At 63.5% G+C, this 26727-nt stretch carries 30 protein-coding genes; 10 read left to right on the top strand and 20 right to left on the bottom strand.

Annotation, left to right across the window (positions count from 1 at the left end; genetic code table 11):
• Positions 1-11 precede the first annotated feature (11 nt).
• From KBX18_RS06805 to KBX18_RS06790, 4 genes are read left to right on the top strand one after another with little or no spacing between them, the layout of a single operon-like run.
• Entirely contained in the window at positions 12-827 is an 816-nt protein-coding gene (locus KBX18_RS06805; protein ID WP_255995346.1) for a polysaccharide deacetylase family protein, read from the top strand.
• A 44-nt stretch (positions 828-871) separates the two neighbouring features.
• The gene (locus tag KBX18_RS06800) at positions 872-1213 is read left to right on the top strand and encodes a hypothetical protein (RefSeq protein WP_255995345.1); all 342 of its coding nucleotides are present in this window, start codon (positions 872-874) and stop codon (positions 1211-1213) included.
• Between the two features lie 3 nt (positions 1214-1216).
• Positions 1217-1564: a hypothetical protein gene (locus KBX18_RS06795; protein WP_255995344.1), complete on the top strand. Its 348-nt coding sequence runs from the start codon at positions 1217-1219 to the stop codon at positions 1562-1564.
• On the top strand, positions 1525-2076 hold the full coding sequence (locus KBX18_RS06790) for a hypothetical protein (protein WP_255995343.1): 552 nt from the start codon (positions 1525-1527) through the stop codon (positions 2074-2076). Before KBX18_RS06795 ends, KBX18_RS06790 begins: the two co-directional genes overlap by 40 nt.
• Here KBX18_RS06790 and metK read toward each other — a convergent pair.
• The 4 genes from metK to KBX18_RS06770 form a co-directional block, all read right to left on the bottom strand.
• Positions 2073-3281 (bottom strand): methionine adenosyltransferase, encoded by a 1209-nt coding sequence (gene metK / locus KBX18_RS06785; protein WP_255995342.1) that lies wholly within the window; start codon positions 3279-3281, stop codon positions 2073-2075. The two genes, KBX18_RS06790 and metK, sit on opposite strands and share 4 nt — an antisense overlap.
• Positions 3282-3306: 25 nt before the next feature.
• Positions 3307-4545 (bottom strand): bifunctional phosphopantothenoylcysteine decarboxylase/phosphopantothenate--cysteine ligase CoaBC, encoded by a 1239-nt coding sequence (gene coaBC, locus KBX18_RS06780; RefSeq protein ID WP_255995341.1) that lies wholly within the window; start codon positions 4543-4545, stop codon positions 3307-3309.
• Between the two features lie 95 nt (positions 4546-4640).
• A complete protein-coding gene (locus KBX18_RS06775; protein ID WP_255995369.1) occupies positions 4641-6116 on the bottom strand; it encodes a hypothetical protein in 1476 nt (491 codons plus the stop codon).
• A 289-nt stretch (positions 6117-6405) separates the two neighbouring features.
• On the bottom strand, positions 6406-6990 hold the full coding sequence (locus KBX18_RS06770) for a DUF3558 family protein (protein WP_255995368.1): 585 nt from the start codon (positions 6988-6990) through the stop codon (positions 6406-6408).
• 455 nt (positions 6991-7445) lie between these two features.
• Here KBX18_RS06770 and KBX18_RS06765 point away from each other — a divergent pair, with 455 nt between their 5' ends.
• Complete coding sequence (locus KBX18_RS06765) at positions 7446-8582, top strand: HNH endonuclease signature motif containing protein (RefSeq protein WP_255995340.1); 1137 nt, start codon at positions 7446-7448, stop codon at positions 8580-8582.
• A 130-nt stretch (positions 8583-8712) separates the two neighbouring features.
• On the opposite strand, the gene rpoZ is transcribed toward KBX18_RS06765, so the two are convergent.
• The 9 genes from rpoZ to pyrR form a co-directional block, all read right to left on the bottom strand.
• A complete protein-coding gene (rpoZ, locus tag KBX18_RS06760; RefSeq protein ID WP_005290014.1) occupies positions 8713-9003 on the bottom strand; it encodes a DNA-directed RNA polymerase subunit omega in 291 nt (96 codons plus the stop codon).
• A gap of 8 nt (positions 9004-9011) precedes the next feature.
• The gene (gene gmk / locus KBX18_RS06755; protein ID WP_040423680.1) at positions 9012-9602 is read right to left on the bottom strand and encodes a guanylate kinase; all 591 of its coding nucleotides are present in this window, start codon (positions 9600-9602) and stop codon (positions 9012-9014) included.
• 10 nt (positions 9603-9612) lie between these two features.
• Entirely contained in the window at positions 9613-9933 is a 321-nt protein-coding gene (mihF, locus tag KBX18_RS06750) for an integration host factor, actinobacterial type (RefSeq protein WP_005290010.1), read from the bottom strand.
• 239 nt (positions 9934-10172) lie between these two features.
• Positions 10173-10985, bottom strand: coding sequence for an orotidine-5'-phosphate decarboxylase (gene pyrF / locus KBX18_RS06745; RefSeq protein WP_255995339.1), 813 nt, complete (start codon positions 10983-10985; stop codon positions 10173-10175).
• Positions 10985-14353: a carbamoyl-phosphate synthase large subunit gene (gene carB, locus KBX18_RS06740; RefSeq protein ID WP_255995338.1), complete on the bottom strand. Its 3369-nt coding sequence runs from the start codon at positions 14351-14353 to the stop codon at positions 10985-10987. Before carB ends, pyrF begins: the two co-directional genes overlap by 1 nt.
• Entirely contained in the window at positions 14354-15541 is a 1188-nt protein-coding gene (carA, locus tag KBX18_RS06735; RefSeq protein WP_255995337.1) for a glutamine-hydrolyzing carbamoyl-phosphate synthase small subunit, read from the bottom strand.
• Between the two features lie 31 nt (positions 15542-15572).
• The gene (locus tag KBX18_RS06730) at positions 15573-16838 is read right to left on the bottom strand and encodes a dihydroorotase (RefSeq protein WP_255995336.1); all 1266 of its coding nucleotides are present in this window, start codon (positions 16836-16838) and stop codon (positions 15573-15575) included.
• Positions 16839-17780, bottom strand: a complete 942-nt coding sequence (locus tag KBX18_RS06725; RefSeq protein ID WP_255995367.1) for an aspartate carbamoyltransferase catalytic subunit — start codon at positions 17778-17780, stop codon at positions 16839-16841.
• A complete protein-coding gene (gene pyrR, locus KBX18_RS06720) occupies positions 17780-18328 on the bottom strand; it encodes a bifunctional pyr operon transcriptional regulator/uracil phosphoribosyltransferase PyrR (RefSeq protein WP_005289999.1) in 549 nt (182 codons plus the stop codon). Before pyrR ends, KBX18_RS06725 begins: the two co-directional genes overlap by 1 nt.
• 128 nt (positions 18329-18456) lie before the next feature.
• On the opposite strand from pyrR, the gene KBX18_RS06715 reads away from it, so the two are divergent.
• From KBX18_RS06715 to KBX18_RS06695, 5 genes are read left to right on the top strand one after another with little or no spacing between them, the layout of a single operon-like run.
• Positions 18457-19794, top strand: a complete 1338-nt coding sequence (locus KBX18_RS06715; protein ID WP_255995334.1) for a TIGR01777 family oxidoreductase — start codon at positions 18457-18459, stop codon at positions 19792-19794.
• Complete coding sequence (locus KBX18_RS06710) at positions 19791-20279, top strand: YbjN domain-containing protein (protein WP_255995333.1); 489 nt, start codon at positions 19791-19793, stop codon at positions 20277-20279. The genes KBX18_RS06715 and KBX18_RS06710 overlap by 4 nt, the downstream gene beginning before the upstream one ends.
• Before the next feature lie 2 nt (positions 20280-20281).
• Positions 20282-20773 (top strand): hypothetical protein, encoded by a 492-nt coding sequence (locus KBX18_RS06705; RefSeq protein ID WP_255995332.1) that lies wholly within the window; start codon positions 20282-20284, stop codon positions 20771-20773.
• 50 nt (positions 20774-20823) lie between these two features.
• Complete coding sequence (locus tag KBX18_RS06700) at positions 20824-20970, top strand: hypothetical protein (RefSeq protein WP_255995331.1); 147 nt, start codon at positions 20824-20826, stop codon at positions 20968-20970.
• A 25-nt stretch (positions 20971-20995) separates the two neighbouring features.
• Positions 20996-21418, top strand: coding sequence for a hypothetical protein (locus KBX18_RS06695; RefSeq protein WP_255995330.1), 423 nt, complete (start codon positions 20996-20998; stop codon positions 21416-21418).
• An 8-nt stretch (positions 21419-21426) separates the two neighbouring features.
• On the opposite strand, the gene KBX18_RS06690 is transcribed toward KBX18_RS06695, so the two are convergent.
• From KBX18_RS06690 to KBX18_RS06660, 7 genes are all read right to left on the bottom strand, one after another.
• Positions 21427-22275 carry a PPK2 family polyphosphate kinase gene (locus KBX18_RS06690; RefSeq protein WP_255995329.1) on the bottom strand — a complete coding sequence of 283 codons (849 nt, stop codon included), beginning with the start codon at positions 22273-22275 and terminating at the stop codon, positions 21427-21429.
• A complete protein-coding gene (nusB, locus tag KBX18_RS06685) occupies positions 22256-22909 on the bottom strand; it encodes a transcription antitermination factor NusB (RefSeq protein ID WP_370687232.1) in 654 nt (217 codons plus the stop codon). Before nusB ends, KBX18_RS06690 begins: the two co-directional genes overlap by 20 nt.
• A gap of 1 nt (position 22910) precedes the next feature.
• Positions 22911-23474: an elongation factor P gene (efp, locus tag KBX18_RS06680; protein WP_255995328.1), complete on the bottom strand. Its 564-nt coding sequence runs from the start codon at positions 23472-23474 to the stop codon at positions 22911-22913.
• Positions 23475-23535: 61 nt separating this feature from the next.
• Positions 23536-24627, bottom strand: coding sequence for a Xaa-Pro peptidase family protein (locus KBX18_RS06675; protein WP_255995366.1), 1092 nt, complete (start codon positions 24625-24627; stop codon positions 23536-23538).
• Positions 24627-25058, bottom strand: a complete 432-nt coding sequence (aroQ, locus tag KBX18_RS06670) for a type II 3-dehydroquinate dehydratase (RefSeq protein ID WP_255995327.1) — start codon at positions 25056-25058, stop codon at positions 24627-24629. The genes KBX18_RS06675 and aroQ overlap by 1 nt, the downstream gene beginning before the upstream one ends.
• Positions 25055-26128: a 3-dehydroquinate synthase gene (gene aroB, locus KBX18_RS06665; protein WP_255995326.1), complete on the bottom strand. Its 1074-nt coding sequence runs from the start codon at positions 26126-26128 to the stop codon at positions 25055-25057. The genes aroQ and aroB overlap by 4 nt, the downstream gene beginning before the upstream one ends.
• A 26-nt stretch (positions 26129-26154) precedes the next feature.
• Positions 26155-26691 carry a shikimate kinase gene (locus KBX18_RS06660; protein ID WP_255995365.1) on the bottom strand — a complete coding sequence of 179 codons (537 nt, stop codon included), beginning with the start codon at positions 26689-26691 and terminating at the stop codon, positions 26155-26157.
• Positions 26692-26727 lie beyond the last annotated feature (36 nt).

Raw genomic sequence — 26727 nt, 5'->3', positions numbered from 1 at the left:
TGCCCCGGAACATGATGAAACGCTCTCTATTCTCCGTGCTTGCGGCTGCCGTCTGTGCGGTTCCCCTAGCGGCGCCTGCCGCCCCCGCAGCGGCTGACCCGAGCTCTGCTGACCCCGCGCTCACGCTCGACACCGAGACGCTGCAGACACCGTCAATGAGCGTCGTGCCAGAGCCATCCGGCGAGGCCATGCCGAAGCTCGATGTCCCGTCGGAGGACTGCTCCGACTGCGTGGCGGTCACGTTTGATGACGGCCCTTCCGACGAGACCGTCCGCCTGCTGAACATTCTGCGCGACATGGATGCCAAGGCCAGCTTCTTTGTCATCGGGACGGGTGCCGAACTACGACCCGGCATATTGCGCCGCATGCTCAACGACAAGCACACCATCGCCAACCACTCGCGCAACCACCCGCCGCTGTCCACGCTCGCCGACGCTGGCATTATGAACGAGCTCGACCTGACCAACGCCGACATTAAGGATGCCGTGTTCTGGGGTCCGCGCTGGTTGCGCCCGCCATATGGGGACATGGACGCCCGTGTGGCCTCCATCGCCGGCAGCCGCGGTCTCTCGCTGGCAATGTGGGATGTGGACACGAACGATTGGCAGCACCACAACGCAGCAACGTCCTGCAATATCGCTGTCAATGAATCCCAGCCTGGCTCGATCATTCTGCTGCACGACATCCACACAGAAAGCGTCGACGCCGTCCCGTGCATCATTGACGGGCTGCGCGCGAAAGGCCTGCGCCCTGTCAGCCTCGACGAGATGATTCCCGAGCCGGAAGCCGGTAGGACCTACACCAATAAATTCACCCCCGCGTCTTAGGCACCTTCACGCCCGGCCCCCGGCAGCGGCTAGAGTGTGAGGCCATGGACGAAGAGAGCACTGGCTGGACTAAAGCGACCCCCTACATCGTGATTGCCGCCTACGTGGTGGGGCCGCTCGTGCTCATTCCCCTCGGCAGCGTCGCGCTCGTCATCGCGTTCATCTTCGCCACCGCCGCCATCGCCGGGCTCATCGACGGCTACACGCACCCGTTCACGTGGTCGCTACCCTTCTTCACCGGCGCGGGCTTCGCCATCGCCAAGATCCTCTACTTCAACGACGGGACCTTCATATACGCGTTCGGGTGCTTCCTCCTCACAGCGGCGGCTGCGGGGATTGGCGCGGCGCTGTCACCAAAGGCGCCTGCGCGCCCCGAGGAGGCTTAACCCATGGAAACGTGGAGTTTGCGCCACCCAAATTACGGCCTCATTGAGGTCCGCGCCGGTTTCGACCAGGAGTTCCGAGACATCCACTCCGATTGGCCCAGCAGCAGTGACGACGAAAAGTGCGGCGGCACGCAGCTCACCGCAGACTCGTCGCTCGTTGAGCGCGCCCAGTCGAGGTTCCGCAATCCGCGCACCCGCGTCGAAGTGCTTGTCGACGGCCGCCCCAACACCGCTTCGAGCAACTCGAATCCGACCGCTTTCACCTGTTCGTCCGCGCTCCCTCGCAAGGCGTGCCAGACGAACTGCGCCCCATGGCGACCCTCGGTGTCGACCGCAGCAAACCCAACCTGAAGGTCGTTGTGAGCCCCTTCAGGGAGATCCTGCAGATCGACTTCCGCGAAGGCGACACAGTTGTGGAGTTCGATCCGCCGCCGGGGAGTCGGGGTGAGAAACGTCGTCAAGCGATGCAGTCGAGCAACCTGAAGCGCACCGCCATCCCTATCCTCGAGGGGCTGGGCAAAGGTGGCTGGGCGCTGCTGATCCTGCTGCTCGGGCCCCTGCTGGCGCGGCTGCTTCCGGACTGGGAGATACCAGACATCACCCTGCCTTCGCCGCCGCATATGGATCTACCGGTGCCGAACCTGCCGCAGATGAACCTGCCGACCTTCGACCTCTCGCTGGATATACCGGACCTACCGGAGCTGCCCGAATGGGTGAAAGTGGTCATCGAGCACAGCAATATTTGGCTGCCGATTGTCGTCGGCATCGTGGTGGGCATTGTCGCGCTGCGCAACCACCGGAAATCGGAGGCGCAAAAGCGGCAATGGGGCGAAACCCGCGACGAGCGCGAACCGCGCGACTAGATTCCGGCGGCGGCCTTCAGGTCGTCGACTTTGTTCAGCGCCTCCCACGGGAAGTCCACGCCGGTGCGGCCGAAGTGGCCGTACGCCGCCGTCGGCGCGTAGATCGGGCGCAGCAGGTCGAGCTCGCGGATGATCGCCGCGGGGCGCAGGTCGAAGACCTTTTCCACAGCCTGCTGAATAGACTCACTGGTCTGTCCTTCAGCTGCGGTGCCGAAGGTCTCCACATACAGACCCACCGGCATCGCGCGGCCGATCGCGTAGGCGACCTGGACCTCGACGCGCTTGGCCAGGCCTGCGGCGACAATGTTCTTGGCCACCCAGCGCATCGCGTACGCCGCAGAACGATCCACCTTCGACGGATCTTTGCCGGAGAACGCGCCGCCGCCGTGGCGGGCCATGCCGCCGTAGGTGTCCACGATGATCTTTCGGCCGGTCAGCCCCGCATCCCCCATCGGTCCGCCGAGCACGAAGGATCCCGACGGGTTGACCAGCAGCTTCGTCTCGTCGGTTAAGAAGTCTTCCAGGCCCGCTTCCCGGAGGACGTGCTCGAGGACGTGGGTGCGCAGTGCGTCGACAAGCTCCTGGCCCGTGAAGTCCGGATCGTGTTGCGTAGAGATGACCACAGTGTCCAGGTAGACGGGTGTGTCACCGTCGTAGGCGTAGGTGACCTGCGTCTTGCCGTCCGGGCGCAAGCCGCGCACAATGCCGTCCTTGCGCACCTGCGTCAGGCGGCGCGACAGGCGGTGGGCCGTGGAGATCGGCAGCGGCATGAACTCGGGCGTCTCGTCGGTGGCGTAGCCGAACATGAGGCCCTGGTCGCCGGCACCGGCCTTGTCCTCCGCTTCGGTCGACTCGTTGGAGCGAACCTCGAGTGAATCCGTCACGCCGTCGGAAATCTCCGCGGATTGGTCACCGATCGCGATGTTCACGCCGCAGGTGCGACCGTCGAATCCGACCTCCGAAGAGGTGAATCCGATCTCGACGAGTTTGTCGCGCACCAGCTTCGCAATGTTCGAGTAGGCCTGGGTGGTCACCTCGCCCACCACGTGCACCTGGCCGGTAGTCACGAGCGTCTCCACCGCCACGCGCGAGTGCGGGTCCTGGGCGAGCATGTCGTCGAGGATGGTGTCAGAAATGGCGTCACAAATCTTGTCCGGGTGGCCCTCGGTCACGGACTCGCTGGTGAAAAGGCGGTGGAAAGTCATGGTGCCCAAGAATAGACCAAGCGGTCTAATTGGGCAACAGCTTCTCTATCGCGTCCCAAATACCGGCCGCCACCTCGTGCTTTGTGCCGTCGGCGACCTCCTCAACGCCGCCGTCCTTCGACAGCAGCCAGCCGCTGTTGCGCTTCTCGCCGAACACCTTGCCCCCGCTGACATCATTGACCATGAGCATGTCCGCGCCCTTGCGCGCGAGCTTCGCCTTGCCGTGCTCAAGCGGGGTGTCTGTCTCCGCCGCGAATCCCACGATCGCCGCAGGCACGCGCTTGTCGACGAGCCCCTTCAAAATGTCCGGGTTCTCCACCAACTTCACGGTGCTGAGCGAGTCGTCCGCCTGGCCCTTCTTCAGCTTGCTGGTTGCCTCTTCCTCTGGGCGGTAATCGGCGACGGCGGCGGCCATGATGATGATGTCCGCGCCTTCCGCCGCGTCATTGACCGCCTGTTCCATGTCGCGGGTGGAGCGCACCCTGACGATGTTCGCGCCCGGTGGGGTGAACAGCTCATCCGTGGCACCGGCGACGATCGTGACGTCCGCCCCACGGTGTACAGCGATGTCCGCGAGCGCAAACCCCTGGCGCCCCGAGGACCGGTTACCGATGAAGCGCACGGGATCAATATTCTCCTGCGTCCCGCCGGCGCTGATGACGACCTTCTTGCCCTCCAGCGAGCGCTCAAACCGCCCCCGCTTGACGACGGTGCGCGCCATCTCCGCAATCTGCTCCGCCTCCAACATGCGACCCGCACCAGTGTCCGTGCCCGTCAGCCGGCCGTGGGCGGGTTCGAGCACGATCACGCCGCGGCGGCGCAGCGTCGCAACGTTGTCGCGCGTAGCCGGGTTCTCCCACATCTCCGTGTGCATTGCCGGGGCGAGCACCACCGGACACGTGGCGACGAGCACAGTTGCCGTCAACAGATCATCCGCCCTGCCTGCCGCGATGCGCGCGATGGTATCCGCTGTCGCCGGGGCGATGACAATGAGGTCAGCCTCCTTGCCCACGCGGACGTGCTGGACCTCATCCACCTTCGCGAACACGCCCGTATCCACCGGGTTGCCCGAAAGAGCCTCGAACGTAGCGGCGCCGACGAAGTTCAGTGCGGCCGGGGTAGGCACGACGCGCACGCTATGCCCCGCTTCGGTGAACTCGCGGACGAGGTGGCACGCCTTATAGGCCGCAATGCCTCCGGCGACACCAACGACGACATTGAGGGGCGTGTGCTCGAAGGTCATATCTGCAGACTGGTCGCTCATGTGGTCCGAGCTTACCTGCAGTAGCGGCCATAATCTGGTCGCTCCTCCCGCACTGCCCGGCCGCAACTATCCGCCTGGCCACAGCCCGGTCGCGGCTATCTGCGCGGTTCGCGCACCCACGCGCCGATCACACCCGGCACCACTTCGGGTGCCTCGCCGAGCAGCGCCTTAAGGTTGCCTTCGCGCTCGACAGCAGACGTGACCGCCTGCACCCGGCCCTTCTTGCCCTTCCGGCCGCGGTTGGCTCCACCGCCGTAGGCCCCCGGCACACCCGCAGCACCACCACGTGCTGCTTGGTTGCCCTGACCGCCAATGAAGGTGTTCGACCCCGCGCCGCCAGCACCCGCACCTGCTCCTGCGCCCGGTCCAGCGCCCACACCGGGGCCAAGACCTCCCGCTCCGGCACCCGCACCTGCTCCCAGGCCTCCCGCACCGGAGCCCGATCCGGCACCAAGCCCGCCTGCGCCTGCTCCGGCTCCAAAGCCGCCAGTGCCGAAGCCGCCAGCACCCATGCGGCCGAGTCCACCTGTCCCCCGGGCTCCGCCAGTGCCTGCTCCTGTGCCGGCCCCCGCGCCAGCGAACGGCACGCCACCAAAGCCTGACGCAGCAGCTGCCGGCCCGCCGCCGGCACGGCCCGGATTCCCCATCGGTGCCACTGCCAAGCCAGGCCCGCCACCAGTCATTGCGCCACCGACTGGTGCCGACAAGCTACCCGGCAAAGAAGCCCCAGCGCCCGCCGGCAGAGGCGGAAGTGAAGGCGCTGCCGCACTCGCCGCCTGGGTCGGAGTCGCACCGGCAGCGATAGATTGCAACATGTCGGGGTTGGGGCGGCCGACTTGAGAGATGACCTCGGCTGGCGTTGTAGCACGGGCAAGTTCACCGTAGCCGGCGTCCGCAAACGCGTCCTGCATCACCTTGGGCAGCGGAATCGACTCGAAAGCACGACCGGCCTGAACGTCCGGCGCCGTCACCCCGGAACCGCCACCGCTTGGAGAATCCAAAGGCAAGAGCAGTTGCGTAAAGCTGGGGGTTACCGGCACCAATTCGGCCGTCAGTTTCGGGGAGAATGTTTCAAGAAACGTCTCTTCGAACGCCTTTGCCAGGCCTGGACTCCCTGACGCCCTCATCACCGCTAACGCCGACGCCGTTTGAAGTGAATTGGATTCCGTCACAAGAACAAGGTCTGCAGTATGCGCAGCCAATATCCCCGCCTTGGCCGAATACGCGGTGCCGGCGATTTCCACAGAACTGAGATGAGACATGGCGCGCTGGATTGCGGGAGTCTCCGACGACGATGCCAGCAGACTGAGCGCCTGCGGAATAGCGCTCACAGCGTCCCCGACGGATGTGGCTGTACCGAGCCAGTTCTCCGAGATACCCGTCATCGAACCAACATCCGTCGCGATGAGCTGGCCAAATAGGGTCTCCAGACTGAAGGGACGTCCAGCAAAAGGGTTCAAAGCCGCGAACAGGCTCGTAGTCGGCTTAGCAACGGTGAGCGAATCGATCTTCTCCTCCGTGCGCGCACGCGCTGCACCGCCATCGACCTGGTCGAACGCAGTGGCGTTCATTAAGTCCATGTTTCGAAACGCAGCCGAGTTGAACCGCAATATGTCCGCAGCGTTTTTAAGGAGCTCAGCCAAAGCCTTAGTAGCCTCCGGTTCACTGACGGAACTGATATCCATGTGCATAGAGCCCGCACTGTCAAGCCCTGAGACCTGCGAGTAAGCCCCCGCACCGCCGAAGCCGAACCCGATTTTGCTACTAACTAAACCGCTACTAGCATCCCGCAGTACGCCAGACGCCTGGTCTATGGACCCCGCATCCCAGTTCAAACCCATAAAGCTCCCCCAAAAGCTGTCAAACGATCTTGTAAAGGCTTTCCATGATGTCTACGGCTTTCGCACACAGAGCATCGTAATCCGTTTCCTCGAGACCTACCCCGACGATTGCTCCAAGTTGCCCGCGCTCAGTGTCCACCGCGGCCACGCAACTCAGACCTGCGCGTTCCCGGCCCCGGTAGGTGAATAGACCAGGTACGACATCCGAGACACCAACTGCGGAATCCACCCCGCTTGCTTCCAACTCCTTCAAAGAAACTGGAATTGTTCCCAGTGCATAACCGTTCATTGAATCCGAGCTTGTCATTGGGCAACTTAGGCCTTCAACGTCACGCAGATTCTGAGTTTGCCCCGTTGATTTGAATCCGATTTTTGCAAACTCTTCAGCGGAAATCTCTTGGCAGGGGTCAAAGAGGTTATCTTTGATGTCTTCGTAAACGAAGTCCCCTAGCTCAAGAGTTCCGCTCCGGAAGTGGAACGCTGGGCGTTCCACTTCCGGTTCCCCTGTGGCCGGTAAACCGCCCTCGGTCTGGTTGTCTCCCTGGGCTGGTATGCCCAAGTTCTGAACTTCCAAACCGCAGCCAGCTAGAGTTAGCGCCAACATAACCCCAATGACGATGGAGAACCCCCGATCTCTCATTTCCCCCGTCCTTTCCCAGCGCGGCGGATCATCGTCGGTTAGTGCTGACTCTGGCTAGCTACCACCTCGGTGTTCAGACCCCTAGACCTAACCTTGGTGGTGAAAATGATCTTATCCGGTGCCGCAGGATGCGCGACCGGAAGCGCTCTGCATACAAATTTGATTGCTCAGGCAACCATCAGCTAATGGCAGGTGGGAACGCGTGTCGCATAACGGAAAACTCATCAAAAACAAACAAAATCGGCGGCACCCCCAAATTAGGGTAACCAGCGTCTTGATTCGATATTTACGCTGGCTAGATGCACTTTCCGGGCGTGGAAGGAAGCTGCAACCTGCGATCCCTAACACCGTTTGCGTTGCACACTGTAGTGCGCAACGCACGCTTTACCGGGTGTTGGGGCGTCGTTAGCCTGAGAAACATGAACTTCACTTCGCTAATACAAGCTGTGGCAGAGGCACCGTTAGACGCCTTGTCGGGCTTCGACCGGTCTGCCGCGCTCGCTGCGGGCTTGTCCCCCGCGCGCGTTGGCGAATGGCAACTCGTCCACAGTGCGTACTTCGGGCCCACGCGCTCGACTCAAGCGGCCCGGGATCAACGTGACGCCGCTTCGGCGGCCCGCGAGGCTGCGATTAGCCTTGACATGCTCGCCGTGATTGAACGCAGCATCAGCCATCTGGAGTCGGACGCGCAGCGCGGGGAGTTCAGGGGGCGGTTGCTTAAAGCGTCGACAAGCGTGACGACGTGCCAAGCGCTGCGCAGCCTCGCCAAAAGCATCGTCCCAGCCAGAAAGCCGAGCCCGAACAAGTCCGTCCGCGTCAGCACGTCGTGCAACGGACTACGCACCGCGGTCATCACCGCATGCGAGCACGTCATGGCCGACCTCGAAGCCGCGCTGAGAGCAGATATCGACGCCGATCACCCCGCCGGGCCCCAGATGGCCGCCGCCTTCGAGGAGCTCATGCGCAGCGGTGCGGGTGTTCCTCACGCAGCGCCCCGACCGTTGATTCTCGTGCCAGCCCCTGAGCTGTCACGCATCATCGCAGGTGAAGGGGATGAGGTCGTGCTTGGGCTGACCGACGGCACCACGATCACCGGCGCCGATTTCCTGGCCTCCTACTTCGCCAACGGCGTGCACGGCCTCGAAGTCGCGTTGTTCCACCCTACGGAGGGTCCAGTCAACCTCTACCGCAGCCGTCGTTTCGCCAGCCCGAAGCAACGCACGTTGGCCAAGGCGACGCAACCGATCTGCGCGAGCCCGGACTGCCGCATGCCGGCCGAGCACTGCGAGATCCACCATGTCGACCCGTGGAAGAACGGCGGGCCCACTAACATGAACAACCTCACCGTTTTGTGCAGCTACCACAATCGCATTAACGACGATGACGACCACATCCACAAACGCGGCCGCATCGCCATCAATAACGGGCGCCCCACCTGGGTCTCCCCGACTGGCCACCCGCGGGCGAATACACGCCACCCGTACGGCGCAATGACAACCCTTTTCGGTGAGATCCCCACACCGAAGCAACGATCCAGCCACGCAATGGCCAGATAAGCGCCACTCAACATGACCCGGTCCGCAGGGCGGTCGCCGGGCAGTTTGGCGCGCCCGGAATCGGACGAATATTAAAAGGCGCGAGCTCCGACATAAACGTCGATAAGCTCGCGCCTTGAAGCGTGGGTGCTTACTGGCCCTCTTCGTGCTCCAGCAAGCCTGCTTCGATCTCGCGGAGAGCGATGGACAGCGGCTTCTCACCCTGCTGCGGGGTGACCAGCGGGCCGATGAATTCGAACACGCCCTCGTCCTGCTCCTGGTAGTAGCTGTTGATCTGGCGGGCGCGCTTAGCGGCAAAGATCACCAGGGCGTACTTGGAGGAGACCTTGGTCAGCAGTTCGTCGATAGGCGGGGCGGTGATGCCTTCGGGCGCGTCGTATACGTGCTCGTTGACATCTGCGTTAGCTAGGTCGTTGGTCATGCTCACACCTATTCGTTGTTCGGACGGCGGACGCTCAAGAGAATATCATTGATCTCTTGGACCGCGTCATCCAGGTCGTTGTTGATAATGACGTCGTCGAACTCGTCTTGGGCGGCGAGCTCGGCGCGGGCCGTTTCAAGTCGACGCGCAATGACGTCATCGGACTCGGTGGCGCGGCCGGTAAGACGCTCCACAAGCACCTCCCAGGACGGGGGCGCCAGGAAGACGGTCACTGCCTCAGGCATGATCGCCTTGATGTTGCGGGCACCTTCCAGGTCGACTTCGACGAGAACCGGCCGGCCAGCTGCCAGCGCCTCGCGCACGGGCTGCGCCGGAGTGCCGGAACGTTGCAGGCCGCCGTGAATCTCAGCCCACTCGAGCATCTCGCCGGAGTCGATGCGGTTCTGGAATGCCTCCCGAGTGACAAAGAAGTAGTCCTTGCCGTCCACTTCCCCAGGCCGCGGGTCGCGGGTGGTCATGGAGACGGAGAAGTACAGGTCCTCGACAGCCTCGCGCAGCCGCCGCACGATGGTTGACTTACCAACGGCAGAAGGGCCAGCCAAAACTACCAGCCGGCCCTTCCCGTTCACGTTTGTCACGGATTGTGCCTTAAGCGTCGAAGCCGAAGCGCTCGAGCAGAGCGCGGCGCTGACGGTCACCGAGGCCGCGCAGACGGCGGGTCTGGGCGATCTCGAGCTCCTCCATGATCTCGCGAGCCTTGACCTTGCCCACCTTCGGCATTGCCTCGAGGAGTGCGGAGACCTTGGTCTTGCCGATGATCTCGTCGGACTCAGCCTTGTCCAGGACTTGCTTGAGGTCGGTGTCGCCGCGCTTGAGGGATGCCTTGAGCTCGGCGCGCTGCTTGCGTGCCTCGGCAGCCTTAGCGAGTGCTTCCTGGCGCTGTTCCGGGGTCAGTTCGGGAAGGGCCACTGGGTTCCTCCATGTCTATTGGGGTCTGTTGGGTCTGGTGAAAACGGACCAGGGATGATCCTGTCCAACGCCGACGCATCGAATTACATCGCTGCAATCCGCCGACTTCGGGCAAGTGTATCACTGGGAATTTTCTGACGCGATCGACACGACTGCATTTTGCCATGTCAGCGCATGTGGCCGCGTCAACGCCTATAACCTACCAGCAGTTTTAGTTGAGCTGTTAACTAGGGTCACCACTACGCGCGTCCCACCAGCGCTTTCGCACGTTTTCGCAGTTCAGAAGTATCGGGTCCGGCGCTGAGAACCGAGCGGGAAACGTTGGGAAAGGCCAGGTTATCGCCGGCGATGCGGGTGACGTCGTCAAGCGTTGCGCCCTGCGCGCCGACGCCGGGCATGAGCACGGGAGCATTGAGTCCGTCAAGCACGGGAGGCTTTGCGACGGTCGCACCCACCACCACCCCGACGTGCCCGATGCGCATACCGCGGTTGTAGTCGGCGCACTCATCGACCATGGTCTGCGCGAGCGTCGTGCCGGTGCCGGACAGCGTTTGCGACTGCAGAGCTTCGGCTTCCGGATTCGAGTTCGCCGCCATGATGAACACGCCCCGGCCTTCACGCCCCGCCATCTCAATCGCTGGTTCGAGCGATCCGACGCCGAGGTACGGGGTGAGCGTTACCGCGTCGGCCCGCAGCGGCGAGCGGTCGTCGAGCCAGGCGTAGGCGTAACCTTCCATCGTCGAGCCAATGTCGCCGCGTTTCGCGTCGGCGCAGCTCAAGCTCTCGCTTTCACGTATCGACGCCAGCGTTTCCTCCAGCACCGCGAACCCCGCCGCGCCGAAGCGCTCGAAAAAGGCGACTTGCGGCTTGATCAACGCGACGTGGCCGACGAAGGCGTCCACGCACCGGCGCGAGAACTCTCGCAGGCCGTCGACGTCGCAGCTCAAGCCCCAGTCACGCAGGAGCGACTCGTGCGGGTCGATGCCGACGCAGAGCCGACCGAAGTCGTCGCCTGCGGCGGCGAGCCGCTCACCAAAAGGTGCGCGCGCCACTACTTCGCCTCCGTAGTTGCGGGGGTGTGCTCGAGTTCTTGCAGGCTGGTCACGGTGATCTCGTTGGCGCGCAGAGCTTCGATGCCCTGGACCGCAGCGACGATGCCCTGCACGTTTGTCATCAGCGGCACGTTGCTGGTCACGGCGGCTGCGCGGATCTCGTAGCCGTCCTGGCGGGCGCTGCCGGAGCCGGCAGGGGTGTTGAGGATCATGTCGATCTCACCGTCGTAAATCCGGTCGACGATCGACTTGCCGTCGGCGCCGTCACGCACCTCGGAGGCCTTCAGCGCGGTCTCGCAGTCAATCCCGTTGCGGCGCAGCATCTGGGCGGTACCGCCCGTGGCTACGATGCGGAAGCCCATGGTGAACAGGCGCTGAATGGGGAAGATCACCGCACGCTTGTCGCGGTTGGCCACCGACACAAACACTGTGCCCTCCTTCGGCAGCGCGCCGAAAGCGGCCGCCTCGGCCTTGGCGTAGGCCACACCGAAGCTGGGTGCCAGGCCCATGACCTCACCGGTGGACTTCATCTCCGGGCCAAGGGTGGTATCCATGACCTTGCCCTCTGGGCTGCGGAATCGGGTGAACGGCAAGACTGCTTCCTTGACTGCGATCGGGTGCTCGAGTGGCAGGGACCCGCCGTCGTAGGTGCGGGGAAGCAGACCTTCGTCGATAAGCTCAGCGATGGTGGAGCCCATCATGATGCGCGAGGCAGCCTTCGCCATGTGCACGCCGGTCGCCTTGGAGACGAACGGGACCGTGCGCGACGCACGCGGGTTGGCCTCAATCACGTAGAGAATGTCGTCCTTCAGAGCGAACTGCACATTCATCAGACCCTTGACACCGATGCCTTCGGCGAGTGCGACGGCGGAGCGGCGGACCTTCTCAATATCCTCCGGGCCGATCGTCATCGGCGGCAGCGCGCAGGCGGAGTCGCCGGAATGAATGCCGGCTTCCTCGATGTGCTCCATGACGCCGCCGAGGTAAACGTCAGTGCCGTCGGACAGCACGTCGACGTCGATCTCGATCGCGCCCTCCAGGAAGCGGTCCACCAGCACCGGGTGATCCGGGGTGAGCTCCGTGGCACGGTCGATGTAGTCTTCTAGGCTGGCCTCGTCGTAGACGATTTCCATGCCGCGGCCGCCGAGCACGTATGACGGGCGAACCAGCACCGGGTAACCGATCGACCTAGCCACCGTACGCGCCTCCTCGAAGGAGGTCGCGGTGCCGAACGCCGGGGCGGGCAGCTTGCCGGCCTCGAGCACCTTACCGAATTCGCCACGGTCTTCGGCCAGGTTGATGGCTTCGGGGGTAGTGCCCACGACCGGGACGCCAGCGTCGGCAAGCTTTTGGGCGAGGCCGAGCGGGGTCTGGCCACCAAGCTGGACAATCACGCCAGCGACAGTGCCGCTTTCCTGCTCCGCGCGGTAGATCTCCATGACGTCTTCGAAGGTCAGCGGTTCGAAGTAGAGGCGGTCGGCGGTGTCATAGTCCGTGGACACGGTCTCCGGGTTGCAGTTGACCATGACCGTCTCGTAGCCGACGCGCGAGAGCTCAAGTGCGGCGTGAACGCAGGAATAGTCGAACTCAATGCCCTGACCAATGCGGTTCGGGCCGGAGCCTAAGATGATGACCTTCTCGCGGGAACTGTCGCCAGCGCTCGCGCCAGAAGACGAGACTTCGGACTCAGCGTTCGGGTCATACTCGTAAGCGGAGTACAGGTACGGCGTCTGGGCCTCGAACTCGCCGGCGCAGGTGTCGACGGTCTTGTACACCGGACGAATACCCAGCGACCAGCGCAGGGAGCGCACGCCGTCTTCGCCGGCCAGCTCGGGACGCAGGGCTGCGATCTGGGCATCAGATAGCCCATAGACCTTGGCTTCGCGCAGCAGCTCGGCATCGAGCACGGGGGCGTCGATAAGCGTCTGGCGGAAGTCGACGAGCGCCTTGAGCTCGGCGAGGAACCACGGGTCGATGCTGGACGCTTCGTAGACCTGGTCGATGGAGGCGCCAAGCCGCAGCGCGAGTTCTGCGTCATAAAGGCGCTTATCGGTGGGCACGCGCAGGTCATCGAGCACCGCAGCGAGGTCGTTTTCGCGGCCTTCGGCGAAGTAAGCATCCGGGCGCGTCCAGAAACCGTTCGGTTTGTCCTCCATGGAGCGCATGACTTTGTTCAGGCCCTGGATGTAGTTGCGGCCGATGCCCATGGCCTCGCCGACCGCCTTCATGGAGGTGCCCAGCGTGTCGTCGGCGCCGGGGAATTTCTCGAAGGCGAAACGCGGCATCTTCACGATCACGTAGTCGAGCGCCGGCTCGAACGCGGCCGGGGTGACGCCGGTGATGTCATTGGTGATCTCGTCGAGCGTGTAGCCGATGGCGAGCTTGGAGGCGATCTTCGCAATCGGGAAACCGGTCGCCTTCGACGCCAATGCCGAGGAACGGGACACGCGCGGGTTCATCTCGATGGTGATGATGCGACCGTCGACCGGGTTGACCGCGAACTGGATGTTGCAGCCGCCGGTATCCACGCCGACTTCGCGGATGATCGCGATGCCTTGGTCGCGCATCGTCTGGTACTCGCGGTCCGTCAACGTCAGCGCTGGAGCGACGGTGACAGAGTCGCCCGTGTGCACGCCGAGCGCGTCGACGTTCTCGATCGACGCGATGACCACAACGTTGTCATCGCCGTCGCGCATGAGCTCCAGCTCGAATTCTTTCCAGCCAAGGATGGACTCCTCGATCAAGACGTTCGCTTCCGGGGATGCTTCCAACCCGTCGCCGGCGATGCGCTCGAGGTCCTCCATGGTGAACGCCAGGCCAGAGCCGAGGCCGCCCATGGTGAACGACGGGCGGACGACGACGGGTAGACCCAGCTCAGCGACAGTGTCGCGGACCTCGTCCATGTTGAAGCAGACACGGGAGCGGGCGGACTCGCCGCCGATCTTCTCCACGATGTCCTTGAACATCTGGCGGTCTTCGCCGCGTTCGATCGCATCGATGTTGGCACCGATGAGCTCCACGCCGTGCTTGTCCAGGATGCCCTGGCGGTCCAGTTGAATCGCGGCGTTGAGCGCCGTTTGTCCACCGAGAGTCGCGAGAATCGCGTCGACGGGGTTGCCCTGCTCCGCCTCACGGGCGAGGATCATGTCGATGTACTCCGGCGTGATCGGCTCGACGTAGGTGTGGTCGGCGAACTCCGGGTCGGTCATGATCGTCGCCGGGTTGGAGTTGATCAGGGTGACGCGCAGGCCTTCTTCTTTGAGCACGCGGCAAGCCTGGGTGCCGGAGTAGTCGAATTCGCAGGCTTGGCCGATGACGATCGGACCGGAGCCGATGACCAGGACGTGGTTGATGTCTTCGCGTTTCATTTAAGCATCCTTCCCATTGGCCGAGTGGTTCTCCATCAGGCCGATGAACTGGTCAAAAAGCGGGTTTGCGTCGTGCGGCCCGGCTGCGGACTCGGGGTGGTACTGCACGGAGTAGGCCATGCCGGTTTCCAGGGCGACACCTTCGACGACATCGTCGTTCAAGCAGGTGTGGGTGACCACGGCAGGGCCGAAGTCAGTGTCGAAGGTGCGGCTGTCCTTGACATCGTCTGCTGTGAATCCGTCCGGCATCTGCAAGGCAAAGCCGTGGTTCTGCGAGGTGATGTCGATCTTGCCGGTGACGTGGTTTTTCACCGGGATGTTCACACCCCGGTGGCCGAATTTGAGCTTGTAGGTCTCCAGTCCCAGCGCGCGGCCGAGGATCTGGTTGCCGAAGCAGATGCCGAACAGTGGAATGCCTTTCTCGATGACGCCGCGCGTGACGTCGACCATCGTGTCGGCAGTTGCCGGGTCGCCCGGGCCGTTGGAAATGAACACGCCGTCGGGGTTGTGGCCAAGTACCTCGTCGACCGGCGTGTTGGCCGGCACGACGACAGTCTCGATCCCGCGCTGCGCGAAATGCCGCGGCGTGGCGGTCTTAATTCCCATGTCATAGGCGACAACTGTGAAGCGCTTCTCCCCCTCCGCTGGGATGACATAGGTCCCGTCGGTGGAAACTTCGCCGGCGAGGTCGGCGCCTTCCATCGATGGTTGCTCGTTCACGCGCGCGACAAGCTTATCGACGGGCTCGCCTGCCTCCTCACCAACGAAGATTCCGGCAGCAATCGAGCCGTAGTTGCGCAGGTGGCGCACCAGCGTGCGGGTGTCCACTCCGTAAATGCCGGGGATGCTCTGGGACTTCATCTCGTCTTCGAGGCTGCGCTGCGCACGCCAACTGCTCACGGTGCGCGACAGGTCTCGAATAACCAAGCCAGCAACCCAAATTTGGTTGTCGTGGGATTCGTTGTCCTCGTCGTTCCAGCCGGTGTTTCCGATCTGCGGGGCGGCTGCCACGACAATCTGGCGGTGGTACGACGGGTCGGTCATGGTCTCTTGGTAGCCGGTCATGGCCGTGGTGAACACGGCTTCGCCGAAGACCGGGTTTGCGGCGTCGCTGGCACCGAAGGCGAAACCGGGGAAGGTCTTTCCGTCGGCAAGGACCAGCACGGCCGGGATGCGGGTGGTGCTCATGGTAGTGCTCCTTTTGTCTCTTGAGTGCTGGTTAGCGCTGGAATGTCGGGGTGCCGCGGAGGATTGTGGCGCTCACGCAGGCGTTGAAGTTCATGTTCTCGTACGGGGTGTTGTTCGCCCTGGAGGCCATGTCCGCGCCGTGCGCGGTCCATCCGGCGTCCGGGTCGACGAGCGTCAGGTTCGCCGGCTCCCCCACCGCGATGGGGCGGCCCTGGTCGGATAGGCCGAGAATTTCGGCGGGCCGCTCGCTCATGACGCGCGCGACAAAGCGCCAGTCAGCCAGGCCCGACTCGATAAAGACCTGCGCCACAATGCTTAACGACGTCTCCAGCCCGAGCATCCCCGGCTTCGCGTGCTCGAACTCCACGCATTTGTCTTCGGAGCCGTGGGGGGCGTGGTCGGTAGCGATGACGTCGATGGTGCCGTCGAGAAGCGCGTCGCGCAGCGCGATGGTGTCGCGGTGTTCGCGCAGCGGCGGATTGACGCGGAAGAGGCCGTCGTAGGTTTCCAGCTTGGCGTCGGTGAGCAGCAGGTGGTGCGGTGTGACCTCGGCGGTGGCCTCGATCCCCTGTTCCTTAGCCCAGCGCAGCAGCGCCACGGTGCCCTCGGTGGAGGCGTGGCAGATGTGGTAGCGGCCGCCGTAGTCGCGGGTCATGATGAGATCGCGTGCGACAATGGACTCTTCGGCCACACGCGGCCAACCGCGCAGGCCGAGGCGGGCGGCGTTGGCGCCTTCGTGTGCACTGGCGCCCTCGGTCATTCGGTGGTCTTCAGCGTGCTGTGCCAGCACGACGTCGTGAGCCTTGGCGTACTCGATCGCGCGGCGCATCAGCTGCGGGTCGTTGACGCAGCGGCCGTCGTCAGAAAACATGCGGACGTGGTTGCGGGCGAGCAGCCCGATCTCGGTGAGCTGCTTGCCCTCCAGGCCCTGCGTGATGGAGCCGACCGGGTAGACGTCGCACTTACCGTAGGCCTGGCCCTTTTCCCATACCGCTTCGGCGAGGAAAGGCTGGTCAATGACCGGCTGAGTGTTCGCCATGGTGAACACGGCGGTGAAACCGCCCTTGGCGGCGGCATCGGAGCCGGTAGCGATGGTCTCGGTGTCCTCGCGGCCGGGCTCACGCAGGTGCACGTGCATATCGACGAGCCCCGGCAGCAGCACGTGGCCATCAGCGTCGATCGTGTCGGCGGCGTCAAAGCGGGAATCCCCCATCTCCGCGATGACACCGTCGCGGATGAGGATGTTGGTCGTGTCCTCGCCGTAAGGGCGGACGTTGTTGATCGCAAGCGTGGTCATCTAGATCTCCTCTCCGCTCGCCAGCAAGGTGAATAGGACCGCCATGCGGGTGTACACGCCGTTGGTCACCTGGTTCAGAACCACCGCGTTGGGGCGGTCGGCGACGGCGAAGTTGATCTCCATGCCGCGCAGCATCGGGCCGGGGTGCATGATCAGGGCATCACTACCCAGTTTGTCAGCGCGAGCTTCCGACAACCCGTACAAGGTGGCGTATTCGCGGTGGGACGGGAAGAACCCGCCGAGCATGCGCTCCGCCTGAACGCGCAGCATCATCACCACATCGGGCGCGACCCCGTCAGCACCGCCCTCCAACTCGGCATCGAAGTCGTAGCACACCTTGCACGGCCAGGTCTCCACACCGGCCGGCAAGAGCGTCGGCGGGGCGACCAGCACAACCGTCGCGCCAAGCGCCGAGAGCAAGTCCACGTTCGACCGCACCACGCGCGAGTGCAAGCAGTCGCCGACGATGAGCACTTTCTTGCCCTCTAGGTCGCCGATGTGTTGGCGCATCGTCACAGCGTCGAGAAGCGCCTGGGTGGGGTGCTGGTGTTGGCCGTCGCCGGCGTTGATGATGCTCGCATCCGGCACCCACTGGCGCAGCAGATTAGGCGCGCCGGAGGCCGGGTGCCGCATGATGATCGCATCCGCGCCGACCGCCTCGATGGTCAGGGCGGTGTCCTTGAGTGACTCGCCCTTTTTCACCGACGAGCTAGAGGCAGAGACGTTGATGACATCGGCGCTCATCCATTTGCCCGCTGTCTCAAAAGACGAGCGTGTGCGCGTGGAGTTCTCGTAGAACAGCGTGAACACCGTCCGCCCGCGCAGCGTCGGCAGCTTTTTCATCTCGCGGCCGTCGAGGGCTTCGCGGAACCGGTCCGCCTCATCCATCAGGCCGATGATTTCTTCGCGGGACAAGTCCGCGATGCTGATCAGGTGCTTCATCATTCACCGTCCTTGATCAAGGTGACGCCGTCGGAGTCGTCGATCGGCGTGAGGGTGACTTCGACATCCTCACTGCGCGAGGTGGGAATGTTCTTGCCCACGTAATCCGCGCGGATCGGCAGCTCGCGGTGTCCGCGGTCAACAAGCACCGCCAGCTGAATGACCTGCGGTCGCCCGATATCCGCAATGGCATCGAGGGCGGCGCGGATGGTGCGGCCGGAGTACAAGACATCGTCGATAAGCACCACGATCGCGTCGTTGATGTCGACCGGAATGTCGGTGGGCAACAGCGCACGGTGCGGACGTGCCCGCAGATCGTCGCGGTACAGCGTGACATCTAAACTGCCAACCGGGACGGTGACCCCGGCGAACTCTGCGATCGCCGCGGAGATGCGCTTTGCCAGCGGCACTCCCCCCGACGGAATCCCCAGCAAAACAACCGACGGTGCGTCGGGTGCATCAAGCGCTGTTTTCTCGATGATTTGATGCGCGATGCGTGCAATCGTGCGCGACACGTCGTTGGCGTCGAGCAACTGTGTGGCACTCATCGAACCTCCTTCCCCGCCTCTCTGTGCGGAATTTAAAGGATGCGTTTCTGTGTGCGTGTCTAAGCTGGAAACCAGCTCTTGAACGACACCCGCAAGATTATCACTCAAACGCGTAAAGCAGGTTCCCATTGTCGATCACCACCACCCACCTCGTGCCCGCGCCGCTTGAGCGCGTCTGGGAGTGGCATACCCGCCCGGGCGCCGTGCAGCGCCTGACCCCGCCTTTTCTTCCGATGAGCGTTGTCTCCGGCGCTGAATCGCTGCGCGACGGCACCACTGTGCTCAAGCTGCCTGCCGGCCAGAAATGGATCGCGCAACACGTTGCCGAGGAATACATCGAGGGCTCCCAGTTCGTCGACGTGGCAGAGAACACCCCCGTCAAACAGGCGACCCAATGGAAGCACACCCACCTCTTCGAGCAGGCAGACAGCGGCACCCGCATCACCGACACCGTGGACACGCGCGTGCCGGAGGCCATGCTCAAGGCGGCCTTCGCCTACCGCCAACGCCAGCTCGTCGAAGACCTCGCGTTCCAAGACCGGCTCGAGCAGATTGCCGACGTCGCTCCGAAGACGATCGCGATGACCGGCTCGCGCGGGCTCGTCGGTTCCGCCTTGAGTGCGCAGCTGACGACCGCCGGCCACACCGTCGTTCAGCTTGTGCGCGGCGACGCAGAGGAGGGCCAGCGCCACTGGGACATGGAGAACCCGGACGCATCGCTTTTCAGCGGCATCGATGCCGTCATCCACCTTGCCGGCGAGTCCATCATGGGCCGGTTCACCGACACCCATAAATCGAAGATCTATTCCTCGCGCATCGGCCCGACGCGCAAGCTGGCCCAAGCCGCAGCGGACGCCGGTGTGGAGACGTTTGTATCCGCCTCAGCCGTCGGCTTCTACGGCACCAACGCCGGCGACCGCGTCCACACCGAAGCTGACGGCCAGGGCGATGGGTTCCTCGCCGAGGTCGTTGCTGAGTGGGAAGCCGCCACCGACTACGCCCACGACACCGGTGTGCGCACCGTGAACATTCGCACCGGGCTCGTCCTGTCCGGTGAAGGCGGACTGCTGCCGGTGCTGCGCTTCTCCGCGTCGACTGCCCTGTCGGCGCGCTTCGGCGACGGCGACTTCTGGATGTCGTGGGTTGCCATCGACGACCTGACGGACATCTACATCCGCGCGCTTTTCGACGATCAGCTCTCCGGCCCCGTCAACGCCACCGCCCCGAACCCGGTGACGAACGCCGAGATGTCGAAGGCGCTGACCTTGACACTCAACCGCCCCGAGCTGATGGGCATCCCCTCGCTCGGCCCAAAGGTGCTCCTGGGTGAAGAAGGCGCCCGCGAGCTCGCGCTGGCCGACCAGCGCGTTGAGCCGGCAAAATTGAATGAGCTCGGCCACCACTTCCGCTACCCCACCCTGCAGGAAGCACTCGACCACGAACTCGGCAAGGAGGAACTACTGTGACACGACCAACTAATGGTGAAGACGGGGACGTCGATACGCCCCGCGATATCACGGTGAATGACATTGCGGCTGTGCTCGACGCTGAAAACCTCGAGTACCGCATCGAAGAAGCTGACGCTGGCCCCGGCGAACCTACCCGTACGGTGCTGCGCACCGGCTTCGTCAACGCCGCGATGGTGTTCGCCTTCGACGACGGCCGGCTGGTGTTCGAGTCCGTGTGGCGCGGCGAGTTCACCCCGATGGACGCCTCGTCGCTGCTCTTCGCTGTGAACGAGTACAACCAGACGCGTTTCGCGCCGACGCTGCGTTTCTTCCAGAGCGAGGAGAACACACTGGTCATTACCGGCATCCGCTCGCTGGACGTCTCCCAGGGGCTTTCCGACGATCAGCTCGGGTCCTTCGTGGTCACCTCGATCGACGCGACATTGCAGGCCTTCGACTTCTTGGCTGAATCATTCCCGACCGCTGTGACATGGGAGGAGTAACCGTGAGCGACAACAACGTTTCGACTGTCACTATTGACCGTATTGTGGACGCCGCTGCTCAAGCGGACATCGGTGTAGAGGCAGACTCCACCGGCCGCGTTGCCCAGGGGCTGCACGAGGACCTGCAAATCATGATCGTGCTGCTGGACTCCGTCTTCATCGCCCGGGCTGACTCCGCCACCGATACCCCCGCCGACACGCCGGAAGCGACGCTGTACCTGGCTGCCAACGAGGTCAATTCGACGTTGGTGGGCGCGCGTGCGATTGTCGGCAACCGCTCCGAGAATCTCATCGTGCGCACCGAGTCCGAAGTGCATTGCGCAGCGGGCATGAACGATCCGCAACTGCGCGCAACTGTCACAGACGCGGTAGACAAGGTGGTCAGCGCGCACAACGCGATGGTTGTCCTCTCCGAGCAGATCGAAGCGGCGCAGGCCGAAGTGGAACAAGCCGAAACCGAGCGCAGCAGCGGAGATTCTGAACTCGAGCAGTAGCACTGAGCGGCGGTCATGTACGCTGAACCTGATCGCGGGAGGAGTGCAGCATGTCGAATCAGTGGAACCAGCCACCCCACGACGGCCGTAATGGCGGATTAGCGTTCGTGATTGGCTTCGGTGTGCTCTTCGCGACCGTTGATGAGTCGCCACCGACCTCCACCCCCACGTCCGTGACCACCACGCGCAGTTTTTAGCGCTGTAGCCCCCCCCTGAAGACACATGGCGCTGCACGATGTTGACTTCTTCGAGGTCATGGGTGCTTTCTATGCGCTTGACGCCGACAGCGCGATGGACGAGCTGTCCGCGTGTCCACCCAGTTGCTGGACGGCGCTCGCGTACGAGTGGAAGAGCGACAACGCCTCCGAGTATCACCAGTTCATTCAGTACGTCGTCGATGTTCTTCCCGCGCATGCGCCGATGGACTGGGTGTTTTCTCTTGTCGAGGAGTATCTGCACCCGATCGTGCACCTGCCCGACGCCGTGGACATCGCCGCGGAGACGCTCGTCCGGTTCTGGAACGCGCACCTGGAGTGCCGGACCGCTGACAATGAGCGTGAACTACGCGACTACCTCCGGCTGCTCGATGACCACCCGGATTCCGAGCGCGTTCCTGACATCGCCCGGCAAATCACGCCCCGGTGACGCGGGCTCTAAGACTCCTCGAGGCGCGTGAGTTCGGTCTCGATATCGAAGTCCGGTTCCGGCCAGGACAAGTCGAGCTCGCGCAATGCGCGTGCCAGCAGAGTTTTGACTACGGTGCGGCAGTAATCCTTGTCGTCGGACGGGATGCAGTACCACGGTGCGACGTCGGTGGAGGTACGCGTCATCGCGATCTCGTAGGCCTTCTGGTACTCGTCCCACAGCTGACGGTCGTCGATGTCGCCAGGGTTGTACTTCCAGTGCTTGTCCTCGCGCTCGAGACGCTTACGCAGGTTCTCCTTCTGAAAGTCCTGGGAGATGTGCGGCATGACCTTGATGATCTTGGTGCCGTTCGCAGCGGCTTCGTTCTCAAAGTCGACGATTGCCTCGTATCGCCGTTCGATCTCTTCAGGCGAGGCCATGTTCTTCACGCGCTGGACCAAGACGTCTTCGTAGTGGGAACGATCAAAGACAGACACCATGCCCGGCTCCGGCAGGTGTGGGCGGATGCGCCACAAGAAATCGTGTTTGCGCTCTTCTTCCGTCGGCTTACCGAAGGCCTTGATGTGCACACCCTGCGGGTCCATCACGTCGCCGACGACGTTGCGGACAATGCCGCCCTTACCGGATGTGTCCATGCCCTGGAGGACGAGCAAGACCGAGCCGGCATTCTCGTTACCGGCGCGGCCGTTGGCGTACAGGCACTCCTGCAGTTCGGCGATTTCTTCGTCGAAGTCGGAGTAGGCGCCGTCGACGTTGCCGTCGGAAAGCCCCGGCGTGGATGCCGGATCGACCGAGGCAATCTCGAAGTCAGATCCGACGCGGAGGGACTCTGCCTCCTCAATCGTTACTTTGGCCATAGGTAGGCTGCTGCTCCTTCGATGTCTCGGCGGGGGTGGAAGGCTCTTCCGCCTCGGAAGGCACAGCTGGCTCCGCAGCATTAGCGTCGATAAGCGACGTCGCAGCCAAGCCCGTGTTCTCTGTGACTGCCGCGGCTTCAGCGGTGTCGGTGAACTGCCCGAACTCGTCTGTTTCCTGGGCGATCTCGGGCGCATTGGACGCGTGTGCCTGGATGATGTCGTCGAGCACGGCGTGGATGTACGGTGATGCGTTATCGCCGGCGTACTCGGTGGACATTTCCATGGCGTTAGCAATGGAAATCGGCGGCTCGACCTCGTCGTTGTAGAGAATCTCCCAGGTAGCCACGCGCAGGATGGCGCGGTCGACGGCGGGGATCCGGTTGAGCTCCCAGTTGTCGGACAGGAAGCGCTCGATCGCGTTGTCGATCTCGTCCAAGGCGGCGGCCGCACCCGCGATGATCTCGCGGGTGTAGTCAGCCACAGGCGCGACGGCGTTCGCTGGATCGCCGGCCAGAGCGGCGCGGTCCTCCACGATCGCCACAGGGTCGACGTCGCGGGTCTCTGCCTCGAAGAGGATGTCCACTGCGCGGCGGCGCGCACGGTAACGGGCACCGTGACGTTTGTAGTCAGGCATCTTAGTTGTTCACGCGGGAGAGGTACTCGCCAGTGCGGGTGTCCACTTTGACCACGTTGCCGGTCTCCAGGAACAGCGGAACCTGAATTTCAGCACCGGTCTCCAGGGTGGCCGGCTTCGTGCCACCGGTGGAGCGGTCGCCCTGCAGGCCCGGGTCGGTGTGCTGGACGGCTAGGTCGACGGAGATCGGCAGCTCGGCGAACAGCGCCTCGCCCTCGTGGAAAGAGACCTGCACGCGCATATTCTCCAGCAGGAAGCGGGCGGCGTCGCCGAACTTGTCCTCGGGCAGCTCGTACTGCTCGTAGGTCTTGTCATCCATGACCACGTAGTTCTGGCCGTCGTTGTACAGGTAGGTCATGTCGCGGCGGTCCACAGTCGCGGTCTCCACCTTGACACCGGCGTTCCAGGTCTTGTCCACGGTCTTGCCCGTGACCACATCCTTGAGCTTCGTGCGCACGAATGCAGGGCCCTTGCCCGGCTTGACGTGCTGGAACTCGATGATCTGCTGGAGCTTGCCATCAACGTTGAGGACAAGGCCGTTCTTGAAGTCGGCGGTAGTTGCCACGTGAAATCCTCCTTGTGGGGGCCGTCAAAACATGCCCATGCTACACGAACAAGGATAGATACTAAATGACTGTGAGTTCCTTGGGGAACTCGGTAATGATCCGCGGCGCGCCAGAGGTGATCACCACGGTGTCTTCGATGCGCACGCCGCCCCTATCCGGCACGTAAATGCCGGGTTCGATCGTGAGCGTCATGTTCTCCACTAAAGTGCCAGTACCCTTGGCTCGCGCGTAGGGTGCCTCGTGGACATCCAGGCCAATGCCGTGGCCCGTGGAGTGCACGAAATAGTCGCCATAGCTGGCGTCGGTGATGATGTCGCGGCAGTGCTTATCGACGTCAGCCAGTCCCCTCCCCGGCGTCGCTGCCTTCACCCCGGCCATCTGCGCGTCAAGCACGACCCCATAAATTTCGCGGGCGAAGTCTGTGGCGTGGCCGATGCAGAACGTGCGCGTCATGTCGGAATTGAAACCGCGGTAGTGCGCGCCGAAATCGATAGTGACCAGGTCGCCGTCCTCGAGCACCCGGTCGCCGGCACTGTAGTGCGGCAAGGCGGAGTTCGGGCCGGAGGCGACAATCGTGTCGAAGCTGGGCCGTTCTGCCCCGCCGAGGCGCATGCGGTATTCGAGGTCGGCAGCGATCTCGCGTTCGGTGCGGCCGGCGCGAAGCTCGCCAGCGTCGATAAGCGCCGTGAGCGCGCCCACCGCAATGTCGGCGGCTTCCGTCAATCGTCGGATCTCAAAACCGTCTTTGATCAAGCGAATGTCTTCGATGACTCCGGTGACCGGGACGAGTGTCACGCCCTCCGGGCAGACCTTCTGCAGGCGGTTCAACCCGTCGACGCTCATGTGCGCGGCATCGAAGCCCACGCGCCAGCCGTCAGCCACACCGGCGATCAGAGTTTCCGCCGGCGTGGAGACGATCTCTGCCTCAATGTCCGGAACTTCGGCCGCGATCTGCATGGTGTAACGGCCATCGGTGGCGATCTTGGCGGAGAGGTCCTTGTTCACCAGCAGCGCACCGTTGGAGCCGGTGAAGCCGGAGAAGTACCGCACGTTGATCGGGTGCGTCAGCAGGAACGAGTCAATGCGCTGACCTGCCAGTTCCGCCGAGAGTTTGCGGCGGCGGGTCAGGAAACGGGAATCGGCAAAACCCATCATGCCCTCCTCAGGAAGTATTCCAACGCCAGCTCGTAACCGTCAGCCCCCAGGCCAGCGATGACTCCGGTCGCGATTGGCGAGAGGAAGGAATGCTGCCTAAACGGCTCGCGCGCGTGCACATTCGAGATGTGCACCTCGATGAAGCCGGGTCCGTTCTGCAGTTCCACGAGCGCGTCGCGCAGAGCCACGGACGTGTGGGTGTACCCGCCCGGGTTGATGATGACGGGCCAGTCGTTGTCGGCGGCGTTATGAATCGCGTCGATAAGCACGCCCTCATGATTCGACTGCCGGAAGTAAATCTCGGCACGATCGCCCGCGCGCGTTTTCAGTCGCTCCTCGATATCGGCGAGCGTCATGGAGCCGTAAATCTCGGGCTGCCGCTTGCCAAGACGGTTGAGATTGGGGCCGTTGAGCACGAGTACCTTCATGCCAACTCACTATAGGCTGCGTGCAGCTCCTCCATGGTCGCATCTTCTAGGCGCGTCGTGGCGCCAATACCTTCGAGCACGACGAAGCGGATGCGGCCGTCGCGGTTCTTCTTGTCGTGCGTCATGCCTTCATATAGTTCCTCGAAGGCATCCTGATCGTACGTGGTGGGCAAACCGACCGATGCGCAGATCCTGCGGTGGCGGTCAACGACCTCCTGGTCGATGAGCCCACGGTTGCGCGCCAGCGCTGCAACGAAGATCATGCCGACAGCGACAGCGTTGCCGTGGCGCCAGCGGTAATCTTCGCGCTTTTCGACGGCGTGGCCCAGCGTGTGGCCGTAATTGAGGATCTCTCGCAGGTGGGATTCCTTGAGGTCTTCGCCGACAACGCGGGCCTTGACGGCGACGGAACGCTCGATCAGCTCGGCGATGCGGTCCTTCGGAACGTCGCCCTCCGGGCTCTGCGCCGCTTCTTCATAGATGTCCAGGATGACCGGGTCGGCGATGAAACCGGTCTTGATGATCTCTGCGGAGCCGGCGACGAACTCCTCATGCGCGAGGGTGTCCAGGCGGTCTAGGTCGATGTACACGGAGTCCGGCTCGTGGAACGCGCCGACTAAGTTCTTACCGGCGTCGGTGTTAATACCGGTCTTGCCGCCCACGGCAGCGTCGACCATGGCCAGCAGCGTCGTAGGCACCTGAATGACCTTGATGCCACGCATCCACGCCGCAGCGACAAAGCCAGCGAGGTCTGTTGTCGCCCCGCCACCAAGGCCGATGACAATGTCCTGGCGTGAGAAGTTCTGCGCGCCGAGCGTGTCCCACAGCTCCCCTGCGACGCGCAGGGTCTTGCCGTCTTCCGCATCCGGGATCGGTGCGAGTGTGACGTTCAGGCCTGCGGCCTCGATCAGGGTGCGCAGCTGTTCGGCTGTATCCGCCAGCGGCGTTTGGTGCACGATCATCACCTGTCGTGCGTCGGTCTCCTGCGCACGCTGGGCGATCTGCTCGTTCACCCCACGGCCAATGTGGACCTGGTACGGGTTGGGGCCGGTGACGTCGATGACAGCCATGGGGGTGCTCCTAGCGGGGGGGGTTGTTAGCGCGATTCGATGAGCGCGAGGATTTCGGCCACGAGGCGCTGCGGCGGGCGCGAGTCGGTGCGCACGCGGTGCATAGCTACTTCGCGGTAGTACGGTTCGCGGGCTTCTAATAGAGCGCGGTACTGCGCCTCGGGGTCGTCTGCTTTGAGGACCGGGCGGGAGTCGTTACCGGCCGTGCGCCGCACGCCCTCCTCCACAGACACGTCGATCCACACCACATTGTGGGCTGCAAGCAACCTGCGAGTGGACTCTGTGAGCACGGCACCGCCGCCCAAGCTGACCACGCCGCCCGAGGCGAGAGAGCGCGCGACGTACTCGGCTTCCACTTCACGGAAGCGCTCCTCCCCCAGGTCTGAGAACACCTCGCCGGTGGGCTTGCCTTCGCCTTTGGCAATGAGCTCATCAGAATCCACCAGCGGCAGATTCATAGCGCGCGCCAGACGCCGGCCAATTGTCGACTTGCCTGCTCCGGGCGGGCCGACCAGGACCACGCGCGGAGAGGCATGCACCACGGGCTCATCCATCGTGCTCATGTCCGCCGGGTCGGATGAGGTGTTGCTCATCGGCAT

It is taken from the genome of Corynebacterium sp. CCUG 69979, from assembly GCF_024454095.1.
In the GTDB taxonomy this organism is placed as follows: Bacteria; Actinomycetota; Actinomycetes; order Mycobacteriales; family Mycobacteriaceae; genus Corynebacterium; species Corynebacterium genitalium.
This window is presented reverse-complemented; position numbering and strand designations above follow the sequence as displayed.